25 protein-coding genes are annotated in these 25,592 nt (G+C 42.5%); 19 read left to right on the top strand and 6 right to left on the bottom strand.

Annotated elements, in window-relative coordinates:
- Window positions 1-12 precede the first annotated feature (12 nt).
- Entirely contained in the window at window positions 13-1,032 is a 1,020-nt protein-coding gene (gene adhP, locus ABKJ27_RS08155; RefSeq protein WP_000649186.1) for an alcohol dehydrogenase AdhP, read from the bottom strand.
- A 329-nt stretch (window positions 1,033-1,361) separates the two neighbouring features.
- A complete protein-coding gene (locus ABKJ27_RS08150; protein ID WP_410011659.1) occupies window positions 1,362-2,174 on the bottom strand; it encodes a Cof-type HAD-IIB family hydrolase in 813 nt (270 codons plus the stop codon).
- 189 nt (window positions 2,175-2,363) lie between these two features.
- Here ABKJ27_RS08150 and ABKJ27_RS08145 point away from each other — a divergent pair, with 189 nt between their 5' ends.
- From ABKJ27_RS08145 to folK, 6 genes are all read left to right on the top strand, one after another.
- Window positions 2,364-3,782: an NCS2 family permease gene (locus tag ABKJ27_RS08145; RefSeq protein ID WP_049547108.1), complete on the top strand. Its 1,419-nt coding sequence runs from the start codon at window positions 2,364-2,366 to the stop codon at window positions 3,780-3,782.
- Between the two features lie 52 nt (window positions 3,783-3,834).
- Window positions 3,835-4,542, top strand: coding sequence for a CPBP family intramembrane glutamic endopeptidase (locus ABKJ27_RS08140; RefSeq protein ID WP_050391768.1), 708 nt, complete (start codon window positions 3,835-3,837; stop codon window positions 4,540-4,542).
- A gap of 93 nt (window positions 4,543-4,635) precedes the next feature.
- Window positions 4,636-5,613, top strand: coding sequence for a dihydropteroate synthase (folP, locus tag ABKJ27_RS08135; protein ID WP_410011658.1), 978 nt, complete (start codon window positions 4,636-4,638; stop codon window positions 5,611-5,613).
- Between the two features lie 2 nt (window positions 5,614-5,615).
- Complete coding sequence (locus ABKJ27_RS08130) at window positions 5,616-6,938, top strand: bifunctional folylpolyglutamate synthase/dihydrofolate synthase (RefSeq protein ID WP_410011657.1); 1,323 nt, start codon at window positions 5,616-5,618, stop codon at window positions 6,936-6,938.
- Complete coding sequence (folE, locus tag ABKJ27_RS08125) at window positions 6,919-7,473, top strand: GTP cyclohydrolase I FolE (RefSeq protein WP_000380917.1); 555 nt, start codon at window positions 6,919-6,921, stop codon at window positions 7,471-7,473. The genes ABKJ27_RS08130 and folE overlap by 20 nt, the downstream gene beginning before the upstream one ends.
- A 42-nt stretch (window positions 7,474-7,515) precedes the next feature.
- A complete protein-coding gene (gene folK, locus ABKJ27_RS08120; RefSeq protein WP_410011656.1) occupies window positions 7,516-8,328 on the top strand; it encodes a 2-amino-4-hydroxy-6-hydroxymethyldihydropteridine diphosphokinase in 813 nt (270 codons plus the stop codon).
- A 159-nt stretch (window positions 8,329-8,487) separates the two neighbouring features.
- Here the strand turns inward: folK and ABKJ27_RS08115 are convergent, their stop codons facing one another.
- Complete coding sequence (locus ABKJ27_RS08115) at window positions 8,488-8,805, bottom strand: DUF960 domain-containing protein (RefSeq protein ID WP_033681210.1); 318 nt, start codon at window positions 8,803-8,805, stop codon at window positions 8,488-8,490.
- Between the two features lie 238 nt (window positions 8,806-9,043).
- Here ABKJ27_RS08115 and ccpA point away from each other — a divergent pair, with 238 nt between their 5' ends.
- Window positions 9,044-10,054, top strand: coding sequence for a catabolite control protein A (gene ccpA / locus ABKJ27_RS08110; RefSeq protein ID WP_001090628.1), 1,011 nt, complete (start codon window positions 9,044-9,046; stop codon window positions 10,052-10,054).
- Between the two features lie 53 nt (window positions 10,055-10,107).
- Here ccpA and ABKJ27_RS08105 read toward each other — a convergent pair whose 3' ends face one another.
- Window positions 10,108-11,070 carry an asparaginase gene (locus ABKJ27_RS08105; protein WP_049546430.1) on the bottom strand — a complete coding sequence of 321 codons (963 nt, stop codon included), beginning with the start codon at window positions 11,068-11,070 and terminating at the stop codon, window positions 10,108-10,110.
- A 65-nt stretch (window positions 11,071-11,135) separates the two neighbouring features.
- Here ABKJ27_RS08105 and ABKJ27_RS08100 point away from each other — a divergent pair, with 65 nt between their 5' ends.
- On the top strand, window positions 11,136-12,527 hold the full coding sequence (locus ABKJ27_RS08100) for a Cof-type HAD-IIB family hydrolase (protein ID WP_049546429.1): 1,392 nt from the start codon (window positions 11,136-11,138) through the stop codon (window positions 12,525-12,527).
- Window positions 12,528-12,663: 136 nt separating this feature from the next.
- Here the strand turns inward: ABKJ27_RS08100 and ABKJ27_RS08095 are convergent, their stop codons facing one another.
- The gene (locus ABKJ27_RS08095; protein ID WP_000079148.1) at window positions 12,664-13,116 is read right to left on the bottom strand and encodes a universal stress protein; all 453 of its coding nucleotides are present in this window, start codon (window positions 13,114-13,116) and stop codon (window positions 12,664-12,666) included.
- 161 nt (window positions 13,117-13,277) lie between these two features.
- On the opposite strand from ABKJ27_RS08095, the gene ABKJ27_RS08090 reads away from it, so the two are divergent.
- From ABKJ27_RS08090 to ABKJ27_RS08075, 4 genes are all read left to right on the top strand, one after another.
- Window positions 13,278-13,580 (top strand): hypothetical protein, encoded by a 303-nt coding sequence (locus tag ABKJ27_RS08090; RefSeq protein ID WP_049546665.1) that lies wholly within the window; start codon window positions 13,278-13,280, stop codon window positions 13,578-13,580.
- Window positions 13,581-13,735: 155 nt separating this feature from the next.
- A complete protein-coding gene (locus ABKJ27_RS08085; protein ID WP_000666457.1) occupies window positions 13,736-14,950 on the top strand; it encodes a pyridoxal phosphate-dependent aminotransferase in 1,215 nt (404 codons plus the stop codon).
- 144 nt (window positions 14,951-15,094) lie between these two features.
- Window positions 15,095-15,229 carry a 50S ribosomal protein L34 gene (gene rpmH, locus ABKJ27_RS08080; RefSeq protein WP_000831905.1) on the top strand — a complete coding sequence of 45 codons (135 nt, stop codon included), beginning with the start codon at window positions 15,095-15,097 and terminating at the stop codon, window positions 15,227-15,229.
- Window positions 15,230-15,366: 137 nt separating this feature from the next.
- Entirely contained in the window at window positions 15,367-17,331 is a 1,965-nt protein-coding gene (locus tag ABKJ27_RS08075) for a peptide ABC transporter substrate-binding protein (RefSeq protein WP_410011655.1), read from the top strand.
- A 287-nt stretch (window positions 17,332-17,618) separates the two neighbouring features.
- Here ABKJ27_RS08075 and ABKJ27_RS08070 read toward each other — a convergent pair whose 3' ends face one another.
- Window positions 17,619-19,463, bottom strand: coding sequence for an APC family permease (locus ABKJ27_RS08070; protein ID WP_285300849.1), 1,845 nt, complete (start codon window positions 19,461-19,463; stop codon window positions 17,619-17,621).
- Between the two features lie 156 nt (window positions 19,464-19,619).
- On the opposite strand from ABKJ27_RS08070, the gene ABKJ27_RS08065 reads away from it, so the two are divergent.
- The 7 genes from ABKJ27_RS08065 to ABKJ27_RS08035 all read left to right on the top strand — a co-directional run bounded on the left by ABKJ27_RS08065 (window position 19,620) and on the right by ABKJ27_RS08035 (window position 25,592).
- Window positions 19,620-20,393 (top strand): TatD family hydrolase, encoded by a 774-nt coding sequence (locus ABKJ27_RS08065; RefSeq protein WP_410011654.1) that lies wholly within the window; start codon window positions 19,620-19,622, stop codon window positions 20,391-20,393.
- Window positions 20,393-20,959, top strand: coding sequence for a ribonuclease M5 (gene rnmV / locus ABKJ27_RS08060; RefSeq protein ID WP_285388551.1), 567 nt, complete (start codon window positions 20,393-20,395; stop codon window positions 20,957-20,959). The genes ABKJ27_RS08065 and rnmV overlap by 1 nt, the downstream gene beginning before the upstream one ends.
- A gap of 130 nt (window positions 20,960-21,089) precedes the next feature.
- Window positions 21,090-22,517: an SseB family protein gene (locus tag ABKJ27_RS08055; protein WP_410011653.1), complete on the top strand. Its 1,428-nt coding sequence runs from the start codon at window positions 21,090-21,092 to the stop codon at window positions 22,515-22,517.
- Between the two features lie 30 nt (window positions 22,518-22,547).
- Window positions 22,548-23,420, top strand: coding sequence for a 16S rRNA (adenine(1518)-N(6)/adenine(1519)-N(6))-dimethyltransferase RsmA (gene rsmA / locus ABKJ27_RS08050; protein ID WP_001216857.1), 873 nt, complete (start codon window positions 22,548-22,550; stop codon window positions 23,418-23,420).
- Between the two features lies 1 nt (window position 23,421).
- Window positions 23,422-24,300, top strand: coding sequence for a ribosome small subunit-dependent GTPase A (rsgA, locus tag ABKJ27_RS08045; protein ID WP_000678260.1), 879 nt, complete (start codon window positions 23,422-23,424; stop codon window positions 24,298-24,300).
- Between the two features lie 10 nt (window positions 24,301-24,310).
- Window positions 24,311-24,967, top strand: coding sequence for a ribulose-phosphate 3-epimerase (gene rpe / locus ABKJ27_RS08040; RefSeq protein WP_237447185.1), 657 nt, complete (start codon window positions 24,311-24,313; stop codon window positions 24,965-24,967).
- Window positions 24,930-25,592, top strand: coding sequence for a thiamine diphosphokinase (locus ABKJ27_RS08035; protein WP_410011652.1), 663 nt, complete (start codon window positions 24,930-24,932; stop codon window positions 25,590-25,592). Before rpe ends, ABKJ27_RS08035 begins: the two co-directional genes overlap by 38 nt.

Below are 25,592 nucleotides of genomic sequence, written 5' to 3'. Positions count from 1 at the left end.
GTTTTTATTAGATTAGTGGGTGAAGTCAAGTACCATACGTCCTTGGATTTGACCTTTTTCCATTTCGTCAAAAATGGCTACGGCATCTTCGACTGGGCGTTTTTGGACAACTGGAACTACTAAACCTTCTGCACCGAATTGGAAGGCTTCTTCCAAGTCTTTACGAGTTCCAACAAGAGAACCGATGACTTGGATTCCATCTAGAACGGTTTTCACGATGCTGAGTTCCATCATTTCAGAAGGGAGACCAACAGCGACTACGCGACCACCAGCACGAACTGAGTCAACAGCCTGGTTGAAGGCAACTTTAGATACAGCAGTTACGACAGCTGAATGAGCTCCACCATCAGTTTTTTCCTTGATGAGTCCAGGTACATCTTCAACTTCGAGGCCGTTAATAACAATGTCCGCACCCACTTCTTTTGCAAGGGCAAGTTTGTCGTTATTGATATCAACTGCGATGACATGAGCATTGAATACTTTTTTAGCGTATTGAACAGCTAGGTTACCAAGTCCACCAGCGCCGTAAAGAACAACCCATTGGCCTGGTTCAACTTTGGCTTCTTTAATAGCTTTATAGGTTGTTACACCAGCACATGTGATAGAAGAAGCTTGGGCTGGATCAAGTCCGTCAGGAACTTTAACAGCATAGTCTGCAGTTACGATACATTGTTCGGCCATACCACCGTCTACTGAGTAGCCAGCATTTTTTACAGTACGGCAAAGAGTTTCACGGCCAGTTGTACAGTATTCGCAAGTACCACATCCTTCAAAGAACCAAGCAACGCTGACGCGGTCACCGACTTTAAGGCTTTTCACATCTGGGGCAATTTCTTTAACGATACCAACACCTTCATGTCCTAAAACACGTCCTGGTACTTGACCAAAGTCACCATGGGCAACGTGGAGGTCAGTGTGGCAAACACCACAGTATTCAATTTCTACAAGTGCTTCTCCAGTTTCAAGTGGACGGAGTACTTTTTCTTCAACAGCAACACCAGTGCTTTCTGGATTTACAACAACAGCTTTCATAGCTATCCTCCTTGATATTAACTGAGAGCAGGAGAAACAGGACTGGATTGATTTTGTGTCAACAGAGTCGAGTATGACGAGCTCTCTTGTATTTATATGTGAAGTATATCACAAAAGAAAGCCTTTTCCAAGGTTTTGGAGGCAAAAAGTAGAACAATCGATTAACTGGTTGATGAGACTGTGAAAAGAGCACAAAGACCAGCTTGCAAGCTGGTCATACTCTTCGAAAATCTCTTCAAACCACGTCAGCTTCGCCTTGCCGTACTCAAGTACTGCCTACGGCTAGCTTCCTAGTTTGCTCTTTGATTTTCATTGAGTATCAGTATAGGTTATAAGAATAAGTCTTGCAGGGTTTTGGCAACACCGTCTTGGTCATTGGTCAGGGCGATTTGCTCATCTGCATAGGGGAGTAGCTCTGGGTTGGCATTTTTCATGGCATAGCCCTTCCCAGCAAAAGCGAGCATTTCGGTATCATTGTGCTCATCTCCAAAGGCAATCAAATCCTTTTTGTCACGGTTCATTACCTTGAGCAAGTAGTCCAAAGCAAAGGCCTTGTTGACACCTTTTGGGGTACACTCAAGGATATTGAGCGGACCTCCCCAGGTATTGATAGACAGTTGATGCTGGTAGAAGGCGTTCATTTCTTTTGCCAAGGCATATTTGTCACTGACTCTGGTCTGTAAAAGAATACAGTTAGGATCCTTGGTTACTAACTCTGGCTGAAATTGATCTTCAGGATGGAAAGATTCTACACCAAATAGTTTGGGATTGGCAATTTCTTCATTAGGATTTGTAATGTAGAATTTTTTACGATATTCTCCAGCGATAAAATCGGCTTGAATGTCCTCTGAACGTCGAACCATATCTAGCAGATATTTTTTGTCTACGGTTAAACACTTTTCAAAGTTCCAAACTTGGTCTGGCAAATGAGTGAGGGAGCCGTTGAAATTAATCATAGGAGTGTCTAAGCCTAGTTCACGGTAGAAATCTTTTGACATGCGGTAAGGGCGACCCGTTGTAATAATAACCTGATGCCCTTTTTCGGCAACTTTTTTTATGGTTTCTTTGGTAAAGTCAGAAATCTGACTGTCTGAGTTGAGTAGGGTTCCATCCAGGTCAACTGCAATAATTTTTTTCGTCATAGGGACCTTTCTAGTGTCTTTTCGGATAAGATGTCTTCTATTATAACAGAAAGCAAGCAGAAAAGCAGATTCCAAACAAAAAATAAAATTCCATCAAATTCTTAAATAAATCAAACAAAGATATTGAAAAAGTGAATGATAAATGATATAATTCTATTATTGTTCGTAAAAATTAAAAGGAGATTGATAATGGACAAATTATTTAAACTAAAAGAGAACGGTACGGACGTTCGTACAGAGGTTCTCGCTGGTTTAACAACTTTCTTTGCAATGAGTTATATTCTCTTTGTAAACCCACAAATTCTTTCGCAAACAGGAATGCCTGCTCAAGGTGTCTTCCTAGCGACGATCATTGGTGCAGTAGCGGGTACCTTGATGATGGCCTTCTATGCTAACTTACCTTATGCTCAAGCGCCAGGTATGGGTCTTAACGCCTTCTTTACATTTACAGTCGTATTTGGACTCGGTTATTCTTGGCAAGAAGCCCTAGCTATGGTCTTCATCTGTGGGATTATCTCATTGATTATTACCTTGACAAATGTTCGTAAAATGATCATTGAATCGATTCCAAATGCTCTTCGCTCAGCTATTTCAGCTGGTATCGGTGTCTTCCTTGCCTATGTAGGGATTAAGAATGCTGGACTTTTGAAATTTACGATTGATCCAGGCAACTATATTGTTGTAGGAGAAGGGGCTGACAAAGCTCAAGCAACGATTGTAGCAAACTCTTCAGCAGTTCCAGGCTTGGTCAGCTTTAATAATCCAGCTGTTTTGGTGGCTCTTGCAGGACTTGCCATTACTATCTTCTTTGTTATCAAAGGGATTAAAGGGGGAATTATCCTCTCTATCTTGACAACAACTGTTCTTGCTATCGCAGTTGGTTTGGTAGATTTGTCTAGTATCGATTTTGCTAATAACCATGTTGGTGCAGCTTTTGAAGACTTGAAGACAGTCTTTGGTGCAGCTCTTGGTTCAGAAGGTTTGGGAGCTTTGATTTCAGATACAGCTCGCTTGCCTGAAACTCTGATGGCTATTCTTGCCTTCTCATTGACAGATATTTTTGACACGATTGGTACCTTGATCGGTACAGGTGAAAAAGTTGGTATCGTAGCGACAAATGGTGAAAATCACCAATCAGCTAAGTTGGATAAGGCTCTTTACTCTGACTTGATTGGTACTTCAATTGGTGCCATCGCTGGTACTTCGAACGTAACGACTTATGTTGAGTCTGCTGCTGGTATCGGTGCAGGTGGACGTACTGGTTTGACAGCCTTGGTCGTGGCAATCTGTTTTGCTATCTCAAGCTTCTTTAGCCCACTTCTAGCGATTGTACCAACAGCCGCTACAGCTCCAATCTTGATTATCGTTGGGATTATGATGTTGGCTAGTTTGAAAAATATCCATTGGGATGATATGGCTGAAGCGGTTCCTGCCTTCTTCACATCTATCTTTATGGGATTCAGCTACTCTATCACTCAAGGGATTGCAGTTGGTTTCTTGACTTACACTTTGACTAAGCTTGTCAAAGGTCAAGCTAAAGATGTTCATGTCATGATTTGGATTTTGGATGCCTTATTTATCCTTAACTACATTAGCATGGCCTTATAATAGGATGACCCAGGGGGATTTTTCCCCTTTTTTAATACAAAGGAGATAGGTGATGAAAGAGAAAAATATGTGGAAAGAATTATTGAATCGTGCAGGTTGGCTGTTAATCTTTTTTCTGGCGACAATTTTATATCAGATTCCTATAGGGGTTACTGCTATTTTAACTTTAAATGCAGTACCACTGTTGCAGTCAGGACTGATAGTTGCTGGTATTTCGATTGTGATTCTGGTGCTGTTTATTATTGGAGCTCGTAAAACGCAGTTAGCAAGTTTTAATTTTTCTTTTTTTAGAGCTAAGGATCTGGCACGATTGGGATTAAGTTATTTAGTTATTATCGGGTCAAATATACTTGGTTCTATCTTGTTGCAACTGTCAAATGAGACGACAACAGGTAACCAGTCTCAGATTAACGATATGGTTCAGAATAGTTCTCTGATTTCCAGTTTCTTCTTATTGGCCTTGCTTGCTCCAATTTGTGAGGAAATCTTGTGTCGTGGAATTGTTCCTAAAAAGATTTTCCGAGGCAAGGAGAACTTGGGATTTATAGTAGGTACCATTGTGTTTGCTTTATTGCACCAACCAAGTAATTTACCTTCTTTATTGATTTATGGAGGTATGTCGACAGTTCTATCTTGGACGGCTTACAAGACCCAACGTTTGGAAATGTCTATCTTACTTCACATGATTGTGAATGGGGTTGCTTTCTGTTTGTTGGCTCTCGTGGTGATTTTGAGTCGGACATTAGGGATTTCTGTTTAAGATTTTTGACAATTGCTTACTTGTTTCTACTGGGAAAAAGATGAATGCAATAGTATCCATCTTTTTCTTTTTATGGTAAAATAGAGAAATAATATGGTGAAAAGCCTTGAGGGAGTGACCGATATGTCAACTAAAGCCAATCATGCAAAGACAGCTGTTTGCGGAATTATCAATGTAACCCCAGATTCCTTTTCGGATGGTGGTCAATTTTTTGCGCTTGAGCAGGCGCTCCAGCAGGCTCGTAAATTGATAGCAGAAGGAGCCAGCATACTAGATATCGGTGGAGAATCAACTCGGCCGGGAAGAAGTAGCTATGTTGAGATAGAAGAGGAAATCCAGCGTGTTGTTCCAGTGATTAAGGCTATTCGCAAGGAAAGTGATGTCCTCATCTCTATTGATACTTGGAAGAGTCAGGTGGCAGAGGCTGCTTTGGCTGCTGGTGCCAATCTAGTCAATGATATCACTGGTCTCATGGGTGATGAAAAAATGGCCCATGTGGTAGCTAGGGCTGGAGCGAAAGTGGTCATTATGTTTAATCCCGTTATGGCTCGACCTCAGCATCCTAGCTCGCTTATATTTCCTCATTTTGGCTTTGGTCAAGCTTTTACAGAGGAAGAGTTAGCTGACTTTGAAAAAATGCCAATCGAAGAGTTGATGGAGACTTTCTTTGAACGAGCACTAGCGAGAGCAGAGGAAGCTGGGATTGCACAAGAAAACATACTGTTGGATCCAGGAATTGGCTTTGGGCTGACTAAGAAAGAAAATCTGATTCTTTTACGGGATCTGGATAAACTACATCAGAAAGGCTATCCAATCTTTCTTGGAGTGTCGCGCAAGCGGTTTGTCATCAATATCCTAGAAGAAAATGGTTTTGAGGTTAATCCTGAGACAGAAATTGGTTTCCGCAATCGAGATACAGCTTCGGCTCATGTAACCAGTATCGCTGCGAGACAGGGTGTGGAAGTGGTGCGCGTGCATGATGTAGCTAGTCACAAGATGGCAGTTGAAATTGCCTCCGCTATTCGTCTGGCTGATGAAGCGGAAAATCTAGATTTAAAACAATACAAATAAAGATGAAAGAAATTGAAAATAATCAGTGGATTGCCAACTACCGAACCGACCAACCGCATTTTGGCTTGGAACGCATGGTGGAACTATTAGCTTTGCGTGGAAATCCCCATCTCAAACTCAAGGTCATCCATATCGGAGGGACCAATGGCAAGGGTTCTACCATTGCTTTTTTGAAAAATATGCTGGAAAAGCTAGGACTGAGAGTTGGCGTGTTTAGCTCACCCTATCTCATTCACTACACAGACCAGATTAGCATCAATGGGGAATCCATTCCCAAGGCTAGGCTAGAAGACCTCATGGCAGCCTATCAGTCTTTGCTGGAGGGAGAAGCGGCTGCCAATTTGCAGGCGACAACTGAGTTTGAGATAATTACAGCTATAGCCTATGATTACTTTGCCTCGGAGCAAGTAGATGTGGCTATCATGGAAGTCGGCATGGGTGGACTCTTGGATAGTACCAATGTCTGCCAGCCGATTTTAACAGGCATCACAACCATTGGACTGGACCATGTAGCACTACTTGGTGACACCTTTGAAGCCATAGCAGAGCAGAAAGCTGGTATTATCAAACAAGCTATTCCCTTGGTGACAGGTCGTATTGCTCCAGAAGCTTTGGCTGTGATTGACCGCATTGCGGAAGGGAAAGATGCGCCGAGATTTGCCTACGGGACAGATTATCAGGTCCGCCATCAAAAGAGTATGGTTACAGGCGAAGTCTTTGACTATACAAGTGTTGTCAGACAAGGTCGCTTCCAGACTGGCCTGTTGGGTTTGCACCAGATAGAGAATGCTGGGATGGCCATAGCTTTACTTGATAATTTTTGTCAAGAAGAAGGTCGAGAACTAGCAAGCAATCACTTGCTTGCTCAAGCCTTGGAAGAAATAAGTTGGCCAGGGCGTTTGGAAATCGTGTCAAGAGAACCCTTGATGATTTTGGATGGAGCCCACAATCCCCATGCTATCAAGGCTTTATTAGCAACTTTGCAAGAACGCTTTGCGAATTATCGTAAGGAAATCCTCTTTACTTGTATCAAAACCAAGGCCTTGGAGGATATGTTGGACTTGCTGGGGACCATGCCAGATACCGAACTTACCCTGACACATTTTGACGATAGTCGGGCGACTGATGAAAGCGTGCTGAAAGAGGCAGCTAAGTCTAGAAATCTCAGCTATCAAGATTGGCAGGATTTTCTAGAGCAGAAATTGACAGATAAAAAAGAAGAGAAAAAAACAGTTAGGATTGTCACAGGTTCCTTGTATTTCTTGAGCCAAGTGAGAGCCTATCTGATGGAGAGGAAGAACGAGAATGGATACACAAAAGATTGAAGCAGCAGTAAAAATGATTATCGAGGCTGTCGGAGAAGACGCTAACCGTGAGGGCTTGCAGGAAACGCCTGCTCGTGTGGCTCGTATGTACCAAGAGATTTTCTCAGGTCTTGGCCAAACAGCGGAGGAACATTTGTCAAAATCCTTTGAGATTATTGACGATAATATGGTGGTAGAAAAGGATATCTTTTTCCATACTATGTGTGAACACCACTTTCTACCATTTTATGGGAGAGCACATATTGCCTACATTCCAGATGGTCGTGTGGCAGGTTTGTCTAAGCTAGCCCGTACGGTTGAAGTTTATTCGAAAAAACCACAAATTCAAGAACGTTTGAATATCGAAGTGGCCGATGCCTTGATGGAGTATCTAGGTGCTAAAGGAGCCTTTGTTGTCATTGAAGCGGAACATATGTGTATGAGCATGCGTGGTGTCAGAAAGCCGGGAACTGCAACCTTGACGACAGTAGCTCGTGGTCTATTTGAAACAGATAAGGACCTCCGAGACCAGGCTTATCGTTTAATGGGACTATAAAAAGAATCCGCTTGAAGCGGATTTTTCTAGAAAGGAATCATTATGGATCAACTGCAGATTAAGGATTTGGAAATTTTTGCCTATCATGGTCTTTTTTCTAGTGAGAAGGAATTGGGGCAAAAGTTTGTCGTTTCAGCAATCCTATCCTATGATATGACCAAGGCGGCGACAGATTTGGATTTAACAGCCTCTGTCCATTACGGGGAATTGTGTCAGCAGTGGACGACTTGGTTTCAGGAAAGCACTGAGGACTTGATTGAAACGGTAGCCTATAAACTGGTAGAACGTACTTTTGAGGCGTATCCTCTTGTCCAAGAAATGAAGTTGGAACTCAAAAAACCTTGGGCGCCAGTGCATTTGCCACTAGATACTTGCTCAGTAACCATTCATCGTCGCAAGCAACGGGCCTTTATCGCCCTAGGAAGCAATATGGGAGATAAACAAGCAAATTTGAAACAAGCCATTGAGAAAATGCGAGCTCGAGGTATCCATATTCTCAAAGAGTCCAGTGTCTTGGCGACGGAGCCTTGGGGTGGTGTGGAGCAAGATAGCTTTGCTAATCAAGTGGTTGAGGTTGAAACCTGGTTGCCGGCCCCAGTTCTATTGGAGACCTTGTTAGCTATTGAGTCAGAGATGGGACGGGTGAGAGAAGTGCATTGGGGACCTCGTTTGATTGATTTGGACTTGCTCTTTGTGGAGGACCAGATCCTTTATACAGACGACCTTATCTTGCCTCATCCTTACATAGCAGAACGCCTTTTTGTCCTTGAGTCCTTACAGGAACTTGCGCCTCATTTTATCCATCCTACCTTAAAGCAACCTGTCCGCAACTTGTATAATGCTTTAAAAAAATAGAAAAACTCTAGTTTTCAGTGATTTGTAACTGAAGGCTAGAGTTTTTATACTCTTCGAAAATCTCTTCAAACCACGTCAGCTTCCATCTGCAACCTCAAAACAGTGTTTTGAGCAGCTTGTGGCTAGCTTCCTAGTTTGCTCTTTGATTTTCCTTTAGTATTAAAATAGGTCATTTTCTTCTGGGAGGAGGATCGTTTCTCTACCATCCATGTCTAAAACCAGTACTCTGGGCGGATAAAGAGGGTCGAAAGGGTGGTTAAAGTCAAAATCAATAGCTGTAGGGAGATGTTGACTTGAAAAGTGGAAGGTGATTTTTCCATGGTTATTGAGCAATTGAAACTCGAGTTCTTCTTCCAATTCAAAGACATTTTTTAAGAAGTGGTCAATAATATACCAAAAAGAGTCAATGACATCATCAGGCAAGCTGGTAACAATTCCAAAACTAGCAGACCGCATGTGGGTATTGGTAAAAGCCATATTTCTGCCCCCTTTCTTTTCCATTATCATACAGCAAATAGGATTAAAAATCAAGAAAAGGTGTTTTTTTCTTTATAAACATAGTTTTCTATGAAATTTTTTTCAAATAATCTTCAAAAAATACTTGAAAGTGTTTACAAATAGTGATAAAATGGAATAAGTAGAATCATGAAAACGAAATTTTCATACCGTCTCTTTTTTTGGAGTCTCGTGAGGTATGATATAGAAAGGAAATAGAATGAATACAGACGATACAGTAACGATTTATGATGTCGCCCGTGAAGCAGGAGTTTCAATGGCGACGGTTAGCCGTGTAGTCAATGGCAATAAGAATGTAAAAGAGAATACTCGAAAAAAAGTGCTTGAGGTGATTGACCGTTTGGATTACCGTCCAAATGCAGTGGCGCGTGGTCTTGCAAGTAAAAAGACAACCACTGTCGGTGTGGTGATACCAAATATTACCAATGGCTATTTCTCAACGCTTGCTAAAGGGATTGATGATATCGCTGAAATGTACAAGTACAATATTGTCCTTGCCAATAGTGATGAGGATGATGACAAGGAAGTTTCAGTGGTCAATACACTGTTTTCTAAGCAAGTGGATGGTATCATCTTTATGGGATATCACTTGACTGAAAAAATTCGTTCAGAGTTTTCTCGCTCTCGGACACCAGTTGTTCTTGCAGGAACTGTGGATGTAGAACATCAGCTTCCAAGTGTCAATATTGACTACAAACAAGCTACGATTGATGCAGTGACCTACCTTGCTAAAGAAAATGAGCGCATTGCTTTCGTTAGCGGTCCACTAGTGGATGATATCAATGGTAAGGTTCGTTTGGTTGGCTACAAGGAAGCCTTGAAAAAAGCAGGTATTTCTTATAGCGAAGGATTGGTATTTGAATCTAAATACACTTATGAAGACGGTTATGCCTTGGCAGAACGCTTGATTTCATCAAATGCAACTGCAGCAGTTGTAACAGGTGATGAGTTGGCAGCAGGTGTTTTGAATGGCCTTGCTGATAAGGGTGTGTCAGTACCAGAAGAATTTGAAATCATTACTAGTGATGATTCGCAAGTCTCACGCTTTACCCGTCCAAACTTGACAACTATTGCCCAACCTCTCTATGACCTTGGTGCTATTAGTATGCGTATGTTGACTAAGATTATGCACAAGGAAGAGTTGGAAGAACGTGAAGTTCTCTTACCTCATGGTTTGACAGAACGTCGTTCAACACGAAAACGTAAATAGAAAAAATCAGGGAATCGTGAAGATTTCCTGATTTTGCTTTCTGGAGAAGAGACTTAGCCTTCCATATAGTCTTTCAAAGCCTGCCCTGTTAGTCCGGCATTGAGGGCAATGAGGAGTTTCAAGCGAGCTTTTTGGGCATTGAGTTCTTTAACAAAGAAGACACCAGATTTTTGCAACTGCACGCCCCCACCTTGGTAGGCATAAACAGGTTCCGCTATACCGTTAAAGCATCGTGATACCAGGGCGACTGGGATTCCTTTTTGCAGAAGGTTTTCTAATTTTTGAGCCGTTTCTTTGGGAATATTACCAGCTCCGAAGGCTTGGATAATCAAGCCGTCCAATTGTTCCAAATCCAGCATATCAATCAGCTCATCTGTCATACCTGCATAAGCCGAGATGATAGGGACTAAGCCTTGTATGTGATCAAGGTCAAAGCGAACACGAGGTTCAGCTGTTTTGAAGTAGAGGATTTCCCGCTTCGTAATCAGACCAAGTGGCCCATGTGTTGGGGTCTGGAAGGTGCCGACGTTGGTCGTATGCGTTTTGGTAACATACTTGGCAGCATGAATTTCATCGTTCATAACAACCAAAACCCCTTTGTCAGCAGCCCTGTCATCGCTAGCCACCCGTAAAGCACTCAGATAATTATAAACGCCATCACTGCCGAGTTCGTTGGAACTACGCATGGCGCCTGTTAGAACGATAGGCATATGGGGAACTTCCATGGTATCAAGGAAATAGGCTGTTTCCTCTAAAGTATCGGTTCCGTGTGTGATCACTACTCCATCGTAGTTATCTGCTTCCTCTTTAATTTTTTGGTAGAGGGCCAGCATATGCTTGGGTTTGATATGGGGGCTTGGTAGGTTAAAAAAGTCCAAGGCGTGGACTTGGATTCCTTCAAGTGGGTTGGACACATGGTTCATGGGATTATCTGAACTCGTCACAACAGCGCCAGAAGCATCGGCCTGCATGGAAATAGTTCCACCCGTATGTAAAACAAGGATTTTCTTAGGCATGATTTACTCACTCTTTCTGAAATGTGGTATAATCATTGTATCACAAAAGGGGAGATTGGGATAGGATGGAAGTCAAAGCTGTTTTTTTTGATATCGATGGAACCTTGGTCAACGATCACAAGAGTGTTTTGAAATCCACTAAGGACGCGATTAAGATTGTCAAAGAACAAGGGGTGCTTGTCGGTGTAGCGACAGGACGAGGACCTTTTTTTGTTAAGGAATTGATGGACGATTTGGATCTGGACTTTGCGGTAACCTACAATGGCCAGTATATCTTTACTAAAGACAGAGTCTTGTTCACGAGCCCAATTTCCAAGTTACATTTGCGCCAGTTAATCAGTTATGCTAAAAAAGAGGGCAAGGAGATTGCTCTAGGGACCAAGGATGCCATGTTGGGTTCCAAAATCATGTCCTTTGGTCTGGGTTCTTTTTCCCAACGAATCAGTCGCTTCGTTCCCTCAGTTTTAACTCGGACAGTGAGTCATTCCTTTAATCGTATGGTCAGCAAGGTTGTTCCCCAAAAGGAAGAAGACCTGCTTGATCTGATGAATCAGCCTATCTACCAAGTTTTGATGCTGATGACGCCAGAAGAATCTGAGAAGGCAGCAGCTGATTTTGAAGACTTGAAATTGACACGTAGCAATCCTTTTGCAGCGGATGTCATCAATCAAGGAAACTCTAAATTGGAAGGCATACGCCGAGTCGGGAAAGAATATGGTTTTGATCTCAACCAAGTGATGGCCTTTGGTGACTCAGATAACGACTTAGAAATGCTGGCTGGTGTCGGTATGTCGGTCGCTATGGGAAATGGTAGTAGCAGTGTCAAGGAAGTTGCTAAGCACATTACCACCAGCAATCAGCAAGACGGAATCCACAAGGCCCTGGAACATTTTGGTGTTCTAGCTTCAGAAAAAGTTTTTGTCAGCCGTGACTATCATTTCAATAAGGTCAAGACCTTCCACCACATGATGGATGAACGAACCCAAGAAGAACCACGAGCTTGGGATTTAAAAGGTGCAACCCACAGGGCTGGTTTTAAAATAGAAGAATTGGTTGAGTTTGTTCGAGCAGCCAGTCCTTCTGAAGAGGACTTTGGTCAAGCTCTATCACAACTTCATCAAGCTCTTGATAAGGCAGCAGAGAAAGTAGCCAAGAAGACACCTGCACAGCAAGATTTGGTAGGGCAGGTGGATGCCTTGATTGATACGCTTTACTTCACCTACGGTAGTTTTGTTTTGATGGGGGTGGACCCAGAACGTATTTTTGATATTGTCCATCAGGCCAATATGGGGAAAATTTTCCCAGATGGCAAGGCTCATTTTGATCCAGTGACCCACAAAATTTTAAAACCAGAAGATTGGGAAGAAAAATATGCTCCAGAACCTGCTATTAAAAAGGAACTGCAGCGCCAGCTCAAGGCTTATGAGCGTCATAAAGAGAGAAATAATACTCAATGAAAATCAAAGAGCAAATTAGGAAACTAGCCGCAGGCTGTACTTGAGTACGGCAAGGCGACGTTGACGTGGTTTGAAGAGATTTTCGAAGAGTATAAATAGTAAACAAAAAGGAGCGCTGAGCTCCTTTTCTTCGTGACTATAGGGTTTTTTCTTGTTCTCTCACAACCAGCAAATCAACCTTAGCATGGCGGAGGATGTATTCAGATGAAGAGCCGACCAAGAGGCGTTCAAAGGCGTTGAGACCAGTTGCGCCAACAAGGATGAGGTCCACTTCCTCAGCATCGGGAATAGTACGTGCCAAGAGGGTTTTTGGATTTCCCATTTCAATGACGATATGAACATCTGCCACACCAGCATCTTTAGCCCGTTTTTCGTACTCTTTCATCAGACTTTCAGCGTCAACTTGGAGTTCTTCGTAAACTTCAGCATCAAAGGTGGATACGCTTTGGAGAGCGCGTGTGTCAATGACATGTGCGATGGTGAGTTTAGCGTCGTTTCGTAGAGCAGAATGAACTCCTTTGACAAAAGCCAAGTCCGCTTCTTTAGAACCATCGATTGCGACCATGATATTTTGGTAACGTTGTGCCATAATGAAACCTCCTGAAATTTTCTTACTACAATTGTAAACCTTTTCACTATAGAAGTAAAGTAAAAAAAGTATTTTTTAAAAGAATGTTAGCGATTAAAATCTATATAAATGTATGATAAAATAAAAGAAAGGATAGTAGGAAAGAAGTGAAGGGAGGGAGAATGATGAAGCACTCTTTTCAAGAAACAAAAATTTCAAATTCCTTTTATTATGGAATTATCCTAGTTTCAGTCTTGGTAGAAGTTATCATGATCTGGCAATTAGAGAGTCTGGTACCGCTTCTTTATCCAGGTTTTATCGGCTTTTTAGTCTTTCATTTACTCTACCATTTGGTATTATTCCTAGTCGCTAAACGAAGTGGGCGTTGGGATTACTTGATGATATGGGGGCTTTTCCTCATGTTCAATCTTCTCTATGACTCCTTTTTAGGCTTGCTTTTTCTAGGTTTATCTTTTGGTATGTGATCTGTCTTTGCAAAACACCTGCTATCTCCTCTGTCTTAACCTCGCTTTTAGTGAGGTTTTTCTTCTGTAGGATTTTAGTAACACATTTCAGTAAACTTGTCGCATTTTCTTTCTAGTGGTATAATGTTACTATCCTGATGAATTGAGGAAACAAGATGAAAGAATATAACAAGTCTAGTAAGTTAGAGCATGTTGCTTATGATATCCGTGGTCCTGTTTTGGAAGAAGCCATGCGGATGCGAGCAAACGGCGAAAAGATTTTACGTCTGAATACAGGAAATCCAGCAGAATTTGGCTTTACAGCGCCAGACGAGGTCATTCATGACTTGATTATGAATGCGCGTGATAGTGAAGGTTACTCTGACTCCAAAGGGATTTTCTCAGCCCGTAAGGCCATCATGCAGTATTGCCAATTGAAGAAATTTCCAAACGTAGATATTGATGATATTTACCTTGGAAATGGTGTCAGTGAGCTGATTGTCATGTCCATGCAGGGACTTTTGGACAATGGAGACGAGGTCTTGGTGCCAATGCCAGACTATCCTCTCTGGACAGCCGCTGTCAGCCTGGCTGGGGGAAATGCTGTTCACTATATCTGTGATGAAGCTGCAGAATGGTACCCAGATATTGACGATATCAAGTCAAAAATCACTTCCAATACCAAGGCGATCGTCCTTATCAATCCAAACAACCCAACTGGAGCCCTTTATCCTAAGGAACTCTTGCTGGAGATTATTGAGATTGCCCGTCAAAATGATTTGATTATCTTTGCGGATGAAATCTATGACCGCATGGTCATGGATGGGCATGTGCATACGCCTGTGGCTAGTTTGGCACCAGATGTTTTCTGTGTCAGCATGAATGGTCTGTCAAAATCCCACCGTATCGCTGGTTTCCGTGTGGGTTGGATGGTCTTGTCTGGACCTAAGACACATGTCAAAGGCTATATTGAAGGGCTCAATATGCTGTCCAATATGCGCCTTTGCTCTAACGTTTTGGCCCAACAGGTTGTACAAACTTCCTTGGGTGGCCACCAATCAGTCGATGAATTGCTTCTTCCTGGTGGACGAATTTACGAGCAAAGAAACTTCATCTACAATGCCATTCAAGATATTCCAGGTTTGTCTGCCGTTAAACCTAAGGCTGGACTCTATATCTTCCCGAAAATCGACCGCAATATGTACCGTATCGATGATGATGAGCAGTTTGTCCTTAATTTCTTGAAACAGGAAAAGGTTCTCTTGGTTCATGGTCGAGGCTTCAACTGGCAGGAACCAGACCACTTCCGTATTGTTTACCTTCCTCGTGTCGATGAACTGGCCCAAATTCAAGAAAAGATGACTCGATTCTTGAAACAGTATCGTAGATAGGGCTTACATTCGAAAAAGCTGGAAACATTTGCCTTGAGCTATTGACAAAAGTGAAAGAATCAGATAGAATAGTAAAGTATGTTTAGTAACTGATCACTTTATAGCCGGCTAAACGAATACAAAATCTATGAGGAGGTATTCATCGTGAAACGTACTTATCAACCAAGTAAACTTCGTCGTGCGCGCAAACACGGATTCCGTAACCGTATGTCAACTAAAAACGGTCGTCGCGTATTGGCAGCTCGTCGTCGTAAAGGACGCAAAGTTTTGGCTGCATAATCCAAACGAACCATAACAAAAATCAGTAGGAACTCGAGTCTACTGATTTTTATTTTTGTAAAAAAGTTAAAAAGACTTTATATTTTTGCTCAAATAGTGTATAATATTTCACATATAGTAAAAAATGGAGAATAATCATGAAGAAATCAAAAGTTATGCTTTTTGGAGCTATGGCTTTGACAGCAGGTCTAGCTCTAGCGGCATGTGGGTCTTCCCAATCAAGTAATGCAGACAAGACTTACTCTTATATCTTTGTCAATAACCCAGATACCTTGGATTATATTACCTCTACACGAGATTCTACATCTAGTATCACAACCAACTTGATTGATGGGTTATTGGAAAATGACCAGTATGGCAATCTCATTCCCTCTATGGCTGAGTCATGGACAGTGTCAAAAGATGGTTTGACCTACACTTATAAGATTCGTCAGGGAGCTAAATGGTACACTTCTGAAGGAGAAGAGTATGCGGATGTAACAGCTCATGACTTTGTGACTGGTCTCAAGTATGCGGCTGATAAAAAGGCTGAAAACTTGTACTTGGTACAAGACTCTATCAAGGGTCTAGCAGATTATGTTGAAGGAAAATCATCTGATTTTGCAACTGTTGGTGTTAAGGCGGTGGATGATTACACGCTACAATACACTCTCAACCAACCTGAGACTTATTGGAACTCTAAAACAACAGCAAGTATTCTTAGTCCTGTAAATGAAGCTTTCTTGAAGTCTAAGGGAGATGACTTTGGAAGTGTGACACCATCAAGTATCTTGTCAAATGGTCCTTACTTGTTTAAGTCCTTCACATCAAAATCTTTGATTGAGTTTGATAAAAACCCTAACTACTGGGATAAGGACAATGTCAAAATTGAGAAAGTGAAACTTTCTTTCTTTGATGGTTCTGACCAAGACAGCATTGCAAGAGGTTTCTTGGATGGTAACTATACAGATGGTCGTATTTTCCCAACAAGTTCAGTATTTGCTGAACTCAAGAAGGGAAACGAGGACAAGATTACCTATACACCACAAAACTCAGTTACTTTCTACTATCTTTTCAACGTTAATCGTCAAAGTTACAAGCAGACTATGAAACAGTCTGATAAGGAAAAGACAGATTCACGCGCAGCTATGCAAAATAAAGATTTCCGTCAGGCTATCAACTTTGCCTTTGACCGTCATGCTTATGCAGCGCAGACAAATGGTGAAGATGGAGCAGACCGTATCTTGCGTAACACGGTTACACCAAGTAACTTTGTCCAAGTTGGTGATAAGAACTTCGGTGATATTGTTAATGAGAAAATTGTCAACTACGGTAAAGATTGGGCGAATATCGACCTAAACGATGGTAAGCAAGCCTTCTTGAATCCTGAAAAGGCCAAAGAGAAGTTTGCTAAGGCCAAAGAAAGTCTGCAAGCTCAGGGAGTAACTTTCCCAATTCATTTGGATATGCCAGTTGACCAGACTGCTAAGTTAGATGTGCAACAAGCTGGCTCTTTCAAACAAACAGTGGAAGAAACTCTTGGTAAGGAGAATGTGGTCATCGACGTTATCCAACTTTCTCCAGATGAAAAAGACCAAGCAACCTACTTTGCAGATACAGCAGAACAAAAAGACTACGATATTGACATTTCAGGATGGGGTGGAGACTACTCAGATCCTAAGACTTACCTAGATATCCTTGATCCAGAGACAGGTTCTCAGTTGAAAAACATGGGCTTGTCTGAAGGAAAAGACAAGGAAGTTAAGGACAAGATTGGTCTTGCTGACTACAAGAAACTCTTGGATCAGGCAGACGCAGAAATCACAGATACTCAAGCTCGCTATGAAAAATATGCTGAAGCCCAAGCTTGGTTGACAGATAGCGCCTTGTTCCTACCAGTTCAAAGCGGTGGAGCTAACCCAATCTTCCGTAAGACTGTACCGTTTACAGGACCATTCTCATTCGTTGGTCATAAAGGAAATGCAGATAACTACAAATATGTTGAATTGCAAAAAGAGCCAGTAACTGCTAAACAGTACCAAGAACTCTATGAAAAATGGCTGAAAGAAAAAGCTGAGTCAAATAAAAAAGCTCAGGAAGATTTAGTTAACCACATTCAATAATATTCCTAGTCATTCTTTTCAGTTAATACTCTTCGAAAATCTCTTCAAACCACGTCAGCGTTGCCTTACCGTATATATGTTACTGACTTCGTCAGTTCTATCTGCAACCTCAAAACAGTGTTTTGAGCTGACTTCGTCAGTTTCATCTACGACCTCAAAGCAGTGCTTTGAGCAGCCTGCGGCTAGCTTCCTAGTTTGCTCTTTGATTTTCATTGAGTATAAGCATAGTGGCTGGATTCAGAAAAAGGCCTTACCAGACGCTTCTTGCTTCTGGTGGGGCCTTTTCTTTATTCTTTTAAGTGATAGGAGTAGCTAGCGACAACGACGTCTTGGTGCCAACGAAGGGCGTATTTGAGTTTGAGACTCATCTGATTGTGCAGGATATTTTGCCAAGGTTTATTGGGTATAAACTGGGGAACGAGGACAGTGACTGTATAGTTCTTTTTCTGGGCATCCTCAGAGATTCGTTTGACATACTTGACAGTAGGCGTGATGATGTCGCGGTAGCTGGTCTTGATGTTCTTCAGAGTAATGGTTGGGAAGTAATCGGCAAATTCTTGGAGAATTTCTTGGTCTTTCTCTGCTGTTTCCTTAGTAGAAATGTGCATGGCTAGGACTTCATCTCCGATACTTTGAGCGTAGTTAATGGCTCCAATGCTGACGCAGGTGACATTTCCTACTAGGACGAGAACTAGATTGCCGTCGTAGGTACGTTTTTCGATGCCTTCATAGAGTCGCAGTTGTTGGGCCACTTTTTGGTAATGACTGTGAATCGCCAAGAAGAGTAGAGTGAGTACTAGAATAATCGGGAAGAAAGGCCAGATATCACTGAGACGGAAAAAGAGCAAGATTAGCACAATCGCGTAGCAAATGATAGCTCCAAGGATATTAGCAAGAGCAGGTTTTAAGAAATTTGCTCCTTTTTCCCTTTTCCAATGGCGAATCATCCCAGTCTGAGATAGGGCGAAGGGAACGAAGACCCCGATAGTATAAAGGGGAATCAAACGTTCGGTATTACCATTAAAAATGAGAAGAAGAATCATAGCCCCAAATGCCAGAGTTAAAATTCCATTAGAGTAGCCTAGGCGGTCTCCTTTTTCCATAAAGAGATGGGGCATGTATTTGTTTTTAGCCATATTGTAAGCCAGCATAGGGAAAGCCGAAAAGCCAGTATTTGCAGCTACGGCCAAAATCAAGGCTGTGGAGAATTGGAAGACATAATACCCAAGGTGGCCTAAGAAGGAAGTGCCAAGGATGCCTTGAGCCATCTGTGAAAGAATAGTTTCTCCGTGTTGAGGCAGAATCCCCATCCAGTAGTTTAGGAAGGTGATACCAGCAAAAAGAAAACCTAAAATTAGTGACATGATGGTCAAGGTTTGAGCGGCATTCTTTTCTTTTGGAGCCTTGAAAAAGGGAACGGCATTTGAAATAGCTTCAACCCCTGTCAGAGAGGCAGATCCGCTGGTAAAAGCTCTTAGAATGAGAACGATAGACAGGCTTGGAACAGCATGCCCAATAGGTGAAGTTGCCTGATAGCTGAGAGAACCTGTCACTAGTTGAAAGATTCCATAGAGCAAGAGAAAGACAGTACTGATGATAAAGAGATAGACAGGAATCATTAGTGAACTGGCAGATTCTTTTAAGCCCCGTAAGTTCAAGAGCATGAGCAAGCAAACCAGAAAAATAGAGATGTGGAGGTTGTACGGGTGAAGAGAAGGGAGAGCCGCTGTGATAGCGTCCGCTCCAGATGAAACAGATACTGCTACGGTCAGCATATAGTCAACCAGAAGACTACCTCCAGCAATCAAGCCAAGCTTGGGAGATAGATTTTCTCGAGTAACCATATAGGCCCCTCCTCCTTGAGGGTAGGCATGGATGATTTGTCGGTAGGAGACGGTCAGGCTAGCTAGGAGCAGGAGGACAAAGAGGCCGATAGGAAGACTCCACCATATCGCAAGAGGAGAGAGACTAGTCAAGACGAGGACTACTTGCTCAGGCCCATAGGCAATGGAAGATAGAGCGTCGCTTGACAACATGGCCAAGGCCTGCATTTTTCCCAGCAGACCTCCCTCGCCTTCTGTTAAGGACTTAAGAGGACGACCGATAAAAGTCTGTTTTAATTTTGTAAACATGGTATTTTCCTTTTCTGAAAATTTCAATAAGTGCTATTATACTGCTTTGGAAAAAGAGCGTCAAGAGACGACGATGGATTTTAGAATATTTTGTACAGATGAGGAGAGAGGTCAGTTTTTTGGTATAATAGAAGATAGAAAACGAGGTTAGAAGAGATGATTTTTGATACACATACACACTTGAATGTAGAAGAATTTGCTGGGCTTGAGGCAGAAGAAATTGCCTTGGCTGCTGAAATGGGTGTGACACAAATGAATATTGTTGGTTTTGATCAGCCGACGATTGAGCGTGCCTTGGAGTTGGTAGATGAGTATGACCAGCTCTATGCGACTATCGGTTGGCATCCGACAGAAGCAGGGACTTACACGGAGGAGATTGAAGTCTACTTGCTTGATAAGCTCAAACATCCCAAGGTAGTTGCCTTGGGTGAGATTGGTTTGGACTACCATTGGATGACAGCATCGAAAGAGGTGCAGGAGCAGGTTTTTCGCCGTCAGATTCAATTATCTAAGGACTTGGATTTGCCTTTTGTTGTCCATACTCGTGATGCGCTGGAAGATACCTATGAGATTATCAAAAGTGAGGGCGTGGGTCCTCGAGGTGGGATTATGCACTCATTTTCAGGGACGCTTGAGTGGGCAGAGAAGTTTGTCGCGCTTGGCATGACTATTTCCTTCTCAGGAGTGGTGACTTTTAAGAAAGCAACTGACATCCAAGAAGCAGCTAAAGAGTTACCTTTGGACAAGATTTTGGTGGAGACGGATGCGCCTTACTTGGCACCTGTTCCCAAACGTGGTCGTGAAAATAAAACAGCCTATACTCGTTATGTGGTGGACTTTATAGCAGATTTGCATGGCATGACGACGGAAGAGCTAGCGGCGATAACAACTGCAAATGCAGAACGAATTTTTGGATTGGACAGCAAGTAATGAAAGAAAAAATATCCCAAGTTATCGTGGTAGAAGGCCGCGATGATACGGCCAATCTCAAACGTTACTTCGATGTAGAGACCTATGAAACCCGAGGTTCTGCCATTAATGATCAGGATATAGAGCGGATTCAGCGCTTGCACCAACGTCATGGAGTCATTGTCTTTACAGATCCAGATTTTAATGGGGAGCGGATTCGCCGCATGATTATGACGGCCATTCCAACAGTTCAGCATGCCTTCCTCAAACGAGATGAAGCTGTTCCCAAGTCCAAAACCAAGGGGCGTTCTCTGGGAATTGAACATGCTAGCTATGAAGACCTGAAAACAGCTCTAGCTCAGGTGACAGAACAATTTGAACATGAGAGTCAGTTTGATATCAGTCGTAGCGACTTGATTCGCCTTGGTTTTCTAGCAGGGGCAGATAGCCGTAAACGCAGAGAATATCTGGGAGAGGCTCTCCGAATCGGCTATTCTAACGGCAAGCAACTCCTCAAGCGCTTAGAGTTGTTTGGGATTACCTTGGCAGAAGTGGAAGAAGCTATGAAATCTTATGAGAATAGCTAAGCAGACCCCAAATACAAGGGGAATGTGTTACAATAGAAGTAATCATATACGGTTTAATCAGGCTTGGCTACAAGCATTAGAAAAATGACTCCATAGAATTTGTGTTGAGTGGAGATAATGAGGAAAATTTATGGGAATTTTTGATTTTTTAAAAAAGACAGAAACAACAAAAACAACTGAAATAACTGAATCCAATAAGGAAGCGAAAGAGGCGAAAGGTAATGCTTGCTTGGGAGTTCTAGGATTTTTCCCAATGGAAGAAAAGGGGGAGCTCTTAATTGCTGCCAACCTAGAAGGAAGTTTGAAGGTTGGTGATTGTCTCCAGTTTTGCAATCCTGATCAGGGGATGGATGCTCTTGGTTCAGTAGTCGTGAAAAAACTTTCCTGCCATAAAGAGGATATAGAAGCTCTAAACGACGAAGAACTGGTCTATCTAGAAGTTGATAAGGTTCCTTCCTTAGATAAACTGAAAAAGGGAAGTGTGCTCTATAGTCAGGGAGTCGAAGAGGAAAAACGTTCATCTACTTATGGATATGCTCTTTACCGAGCTTTTGTGACTATCCAAGAAGGTAAAGTAGGTGATGAGGACTATCAGACCCTTAGTCTTGAGGATAGCATTGAGATTCTACAAGCCTTTTTATGGGATTGCCGTCAAAATCAGGAAACTGAAAGTGAAGAAAGTTATCAAGCTAACACCCGCAAGTTGGAGCGTCTAGCAGAAATTGTCAAGGACAAGTTGTTAGTAGCAGATTCAATTTATGCAGTTTATTCGGAAAAAACAGGTGAACCCTATCTTTTCTCAACGACCTATGACAGAGGAGAAGAAGGCTATCTTTGTACAGACCCTATGATCATGCTTTTTACACCACGTTGCTATCATCGATTTAAGGAAACTATTGACAGTCGACCAAAGTCAGTGGTGAAACTAATTGAAAATACAGAAGATAAAAAAGGGATTGAGAATTTTCTTGGGGCAGCCTTTTATTTAAACGGTGCTTTAGGTGCTTTCTTTAATAGTAAGGAAGTAAGCATTGCTGCATCGGTTTTAGTTCCAAAACCAGATTTTTCTGATTTGCCAGAAATACAAGTTCCTGTCATGAATCCTGATGTTGTAAGATGGATGCTTTTGATGGGACAACTGGATAGTCCGACGACAGAAGACGAAGAAGTAATTTATAAGCTCTATTATAAGTTCTTTTCAATGGCTGTGCCAAAAGCCAAATTCTTATTGCCTTTAGAGGCGGCTTCAGGATTCCCAGAGGGCGGTCAGGAAGCAAACTCCTTTGTCTTAGAAGAGTCAGCGAAATTTAATATTCCAACTGGAGAAGGCAAAAATGGGCGAAACTCTGTTCCAGTATTTACTGATTGGAAACGTCTGCGAATGGTCTTTGACGAAAAATGGAATGGGATGATTGAAAACGCTGGTAACATGATTGAATTCTTTGACTATGCCATTAACCCAACGGAATACCATGAAGCGGGTGCCTATGTTAGCCTCACAGCTTTTAGAGATATGCAAAAGCTTAGTGAGGAACAAGAAGGCAGAGCTAAAGATTAGAGAGTTCTTTAATATTAGAAAAGAGAATAAATGAGAATTGCAGATTATAGCGTGACCAAGGCAGTGCTAGAGCGTCACGGTTTTACCTTTAAAAAATCCTTTGGGCAAAATTTCCTGACGGATACTAATATCCTTCAAAAGATCGTGGATACGGCTGAAATTGATGACCAGGTCAATGTTATCGAAATCGGGCCAGGGATTGGTGCCTTGACGGAGTTTTTGGCTGAGCGTGCGGCTCAAGTCATGGCCTTTGAGATTGACCACCGTTTGGTACCGATTTTAGCAGATACCTTGCGTGATTTTGACAATGTGACCGTAGTCAACGAGGATATTCTTAAGGTTGATTTGGCGCAACATATCCAGAATTTCAAAAATCCTGATTTGCCAATTAAGGTAGTGGCTAACTTGCCATACTACATTACGACGCCTATTCTCATGCACTTGATTGAAAGTGGCATTCCTTTTAGTGAGTTTGTGGTCATGATGCAAAAAGAAGTGGCAGACCGCATTTCAGCCCAGCCAAACACCAAGGCCTACGGTAGCTTGTCGATCGCGGTGCAGTATTATATGACAGCCAAGGTTGCCTTTATCGTGCCTCGTACGGTCTTTGTGCCAGCGCCAAATGTGGACTCAGCTATTTTGAAAATGGTGCGCCGTCCAGAACCAGCTGTAGCAGTGGAAGACGAGAACTTCTTCTTTAAGGTTGCCAAGGCAAGTTTCACCCATCGCCGCAAGACCTTGTGGAATAACTTGACAGGTTACTTTGGCAAGACTGAGGAGGTCAAGGACAAGCTGACCAAGGCTTTGGATCAGGCAGGCTTGTCACCAAGTGTGCGTGGGGAAGCGCTCAGCTTGGAAGAATTTGCCAGTCTAGCAGACGCGCTTAAAGGGCAAGGACTCTAAAATGAAAGGACAAATTATTAAAGCCTTAGCAGGCTTCTACTATGTAGAGAGTGATGGCCAGGTTTATCAGACACGAGCGCGTGGAAATTTTCGTAAAAAAGGCCACACACCCTATGTTGGGGACTGGGTAGATTTCTCTGCCGAGGAAAATTCAGAAGGCTATATTCTCAAGATTCACGAACGGAAAAACAGTCTGGTCCGTCCGCCCATTGTCAATATTGACCAAGCTGTAGTAATCATGTCTGTCAAGGAACCTGATTTTAACAGCAATTTGCTGGATCGTTTCTTGGTTCTTTTGGAACACAAGGGCATCCATCCCATTGTCTATATTTCCAAAATGGATTTGTTGGAAGATAGAGGAGAACTGGATTTTTATGAACAGACTTATGGTGACATCGGCTATGACTTTGTGACCAGTAAAGAGGAACTCCTGCCTTTGTTGACAGGCAAGGTGACAGTCTTTATGGGGCAGACGGGCGTTGGGAAATCAACTCTTCTCAATAAAATCGCACCAGACCTCAATCTTGAAACGGGAGAAATCTCAGACAGTCTAGGTCGCGGGCGCCATACCACTCGAGCTGTTAGTTTTTACAACCTTAATGGGGGTAAAATCGCAGATACACCAGGTTTTTCATCCTTGGACTATGAAGTATCAACGGCGGAAGACCTCAATCAGGCCTTTCCAGAGATTGCTAGTGTTAGCCGAGACTGCAAATTCCGTACCTGTACCCATACCCATGAGCCGTCTTGTGCAGTCAAGCCAGCTGTCGAAGAGGGAGTTGTTGCAACCTTCCGTTTTGACAACTACCTGCAATTCCTCAGTGAAATTGAAAATCGCAGAGAAACCTATAAAAAAGTCAGCAAAAAAATTCCAAAATAAGGAGAAACCTATGTCTCAATACAAGATTGCTCCGTCAATTCTGGCAGCAGATTATGCCAACTTTGAACGTGAAATCAAACGTCTAGAAGCAACTGGGGCAGAATATGCCCATATCGATATCATGGATGGTCATTTTGTACCGCAAATCAGTTTTGGTGCAGGTGTGGTCGAGTCTCTTCGTCCTCATAGCAAGATGGTCTTTGACTGCCATTTGATGGTCTCCAATCCTGAACATCATCTAGAGGACTTTGCGCGTGCAGGTGCGGATATTATCAGTATCCATGTAGAAACAACGCCTCATATCCATGGTGCCCTCCAAAAAATTCGTTCACTCGGTGTCAAGCCATCAGTTGTTATCAATCCTGGTACACCAGTTGAAGCGATTAAGCATGTGCTTCATCTAGTTGACCAAGTCCTAGTCATGACAGTTAACCCTGGCTTCGGTGGTCAAGCATTTCTGCCAGAAACCATGGATAAGGTTCGTGAGTTGGTTGCCCTTCGTGATGAAAAAGGTTTGAACTTTGAGATTGAAGTGGATGGTGGGATTGATGACCAAACTATTGCTCAAGCCAAAGAAGCTGGTGCGACCGTTTTTGTAGCAGGTTCCTATGTCTTTAAGGGAGATGTCAATGAGCGAGTACAAACTCTCAGAAAACAACTGGACTAGGGTTGCAGTTTTTGCTGGCGGAGACCGTGGTCACTACCGGACGGACTTTGATTGCTTTGTCGGTGTGGATCGAGGCTCACTCTGGGTCTTGGAAGAAAACCTTCCTCTTACTCTAGCAGTTGGAGATTTTGATTCTGTCAGTGCAGAAGAGCAACAGGTGATTCAAAAACGTGCCCAGTATTTTGTCCAAGCTCAACCAGAAAAAGATGATACCGATTTGGAATTGGCTCTCTTGACCATCTTTGAACAAAATCCTCAGGCTCAGGTCACTATTTTCGGTGCTTTGGGTGGCCGTATTGACCATATGCTGGCCAATGTTTTTCTGCCTAGCAATCCCAAGTTAGCTCCCTATATGCGTCAGATAGCAATTGAGGATGGGCAAAACTTGATTGCCTATTGTCCAGAAGGGATTAGTCAGCTTCAACCCCGTTCAGACTATGAATACCTAGCCTTTATGCCAGTTAGGGATAGTCAGCTGACCATTCTTGGTGCCAAGTATGAGTTGACAGAGGAAAATTTTTTCTTTAAAAAAGTGTACGCTTCTAACGAATATATAGATAGGGAAGTTTCGGTGACTTGCCCAGATGGCTATGTGGTCGTGCTGCATAGCAAGGACAGGAGGTAG

It is taken from the genome of Streptococcus sp. KHUD_011 (assembly GCF_046352925.1).
GTDB lineage: Bacteria > Bacillota > Bacilli > Lactobacillales > Streptococcaceae > Streptococcus.
The sequence above is the reverse complement of the archived record's forward strand: the minus strand, read 5'-3'. Positions and strand labels throughout refer to the sequence as shown.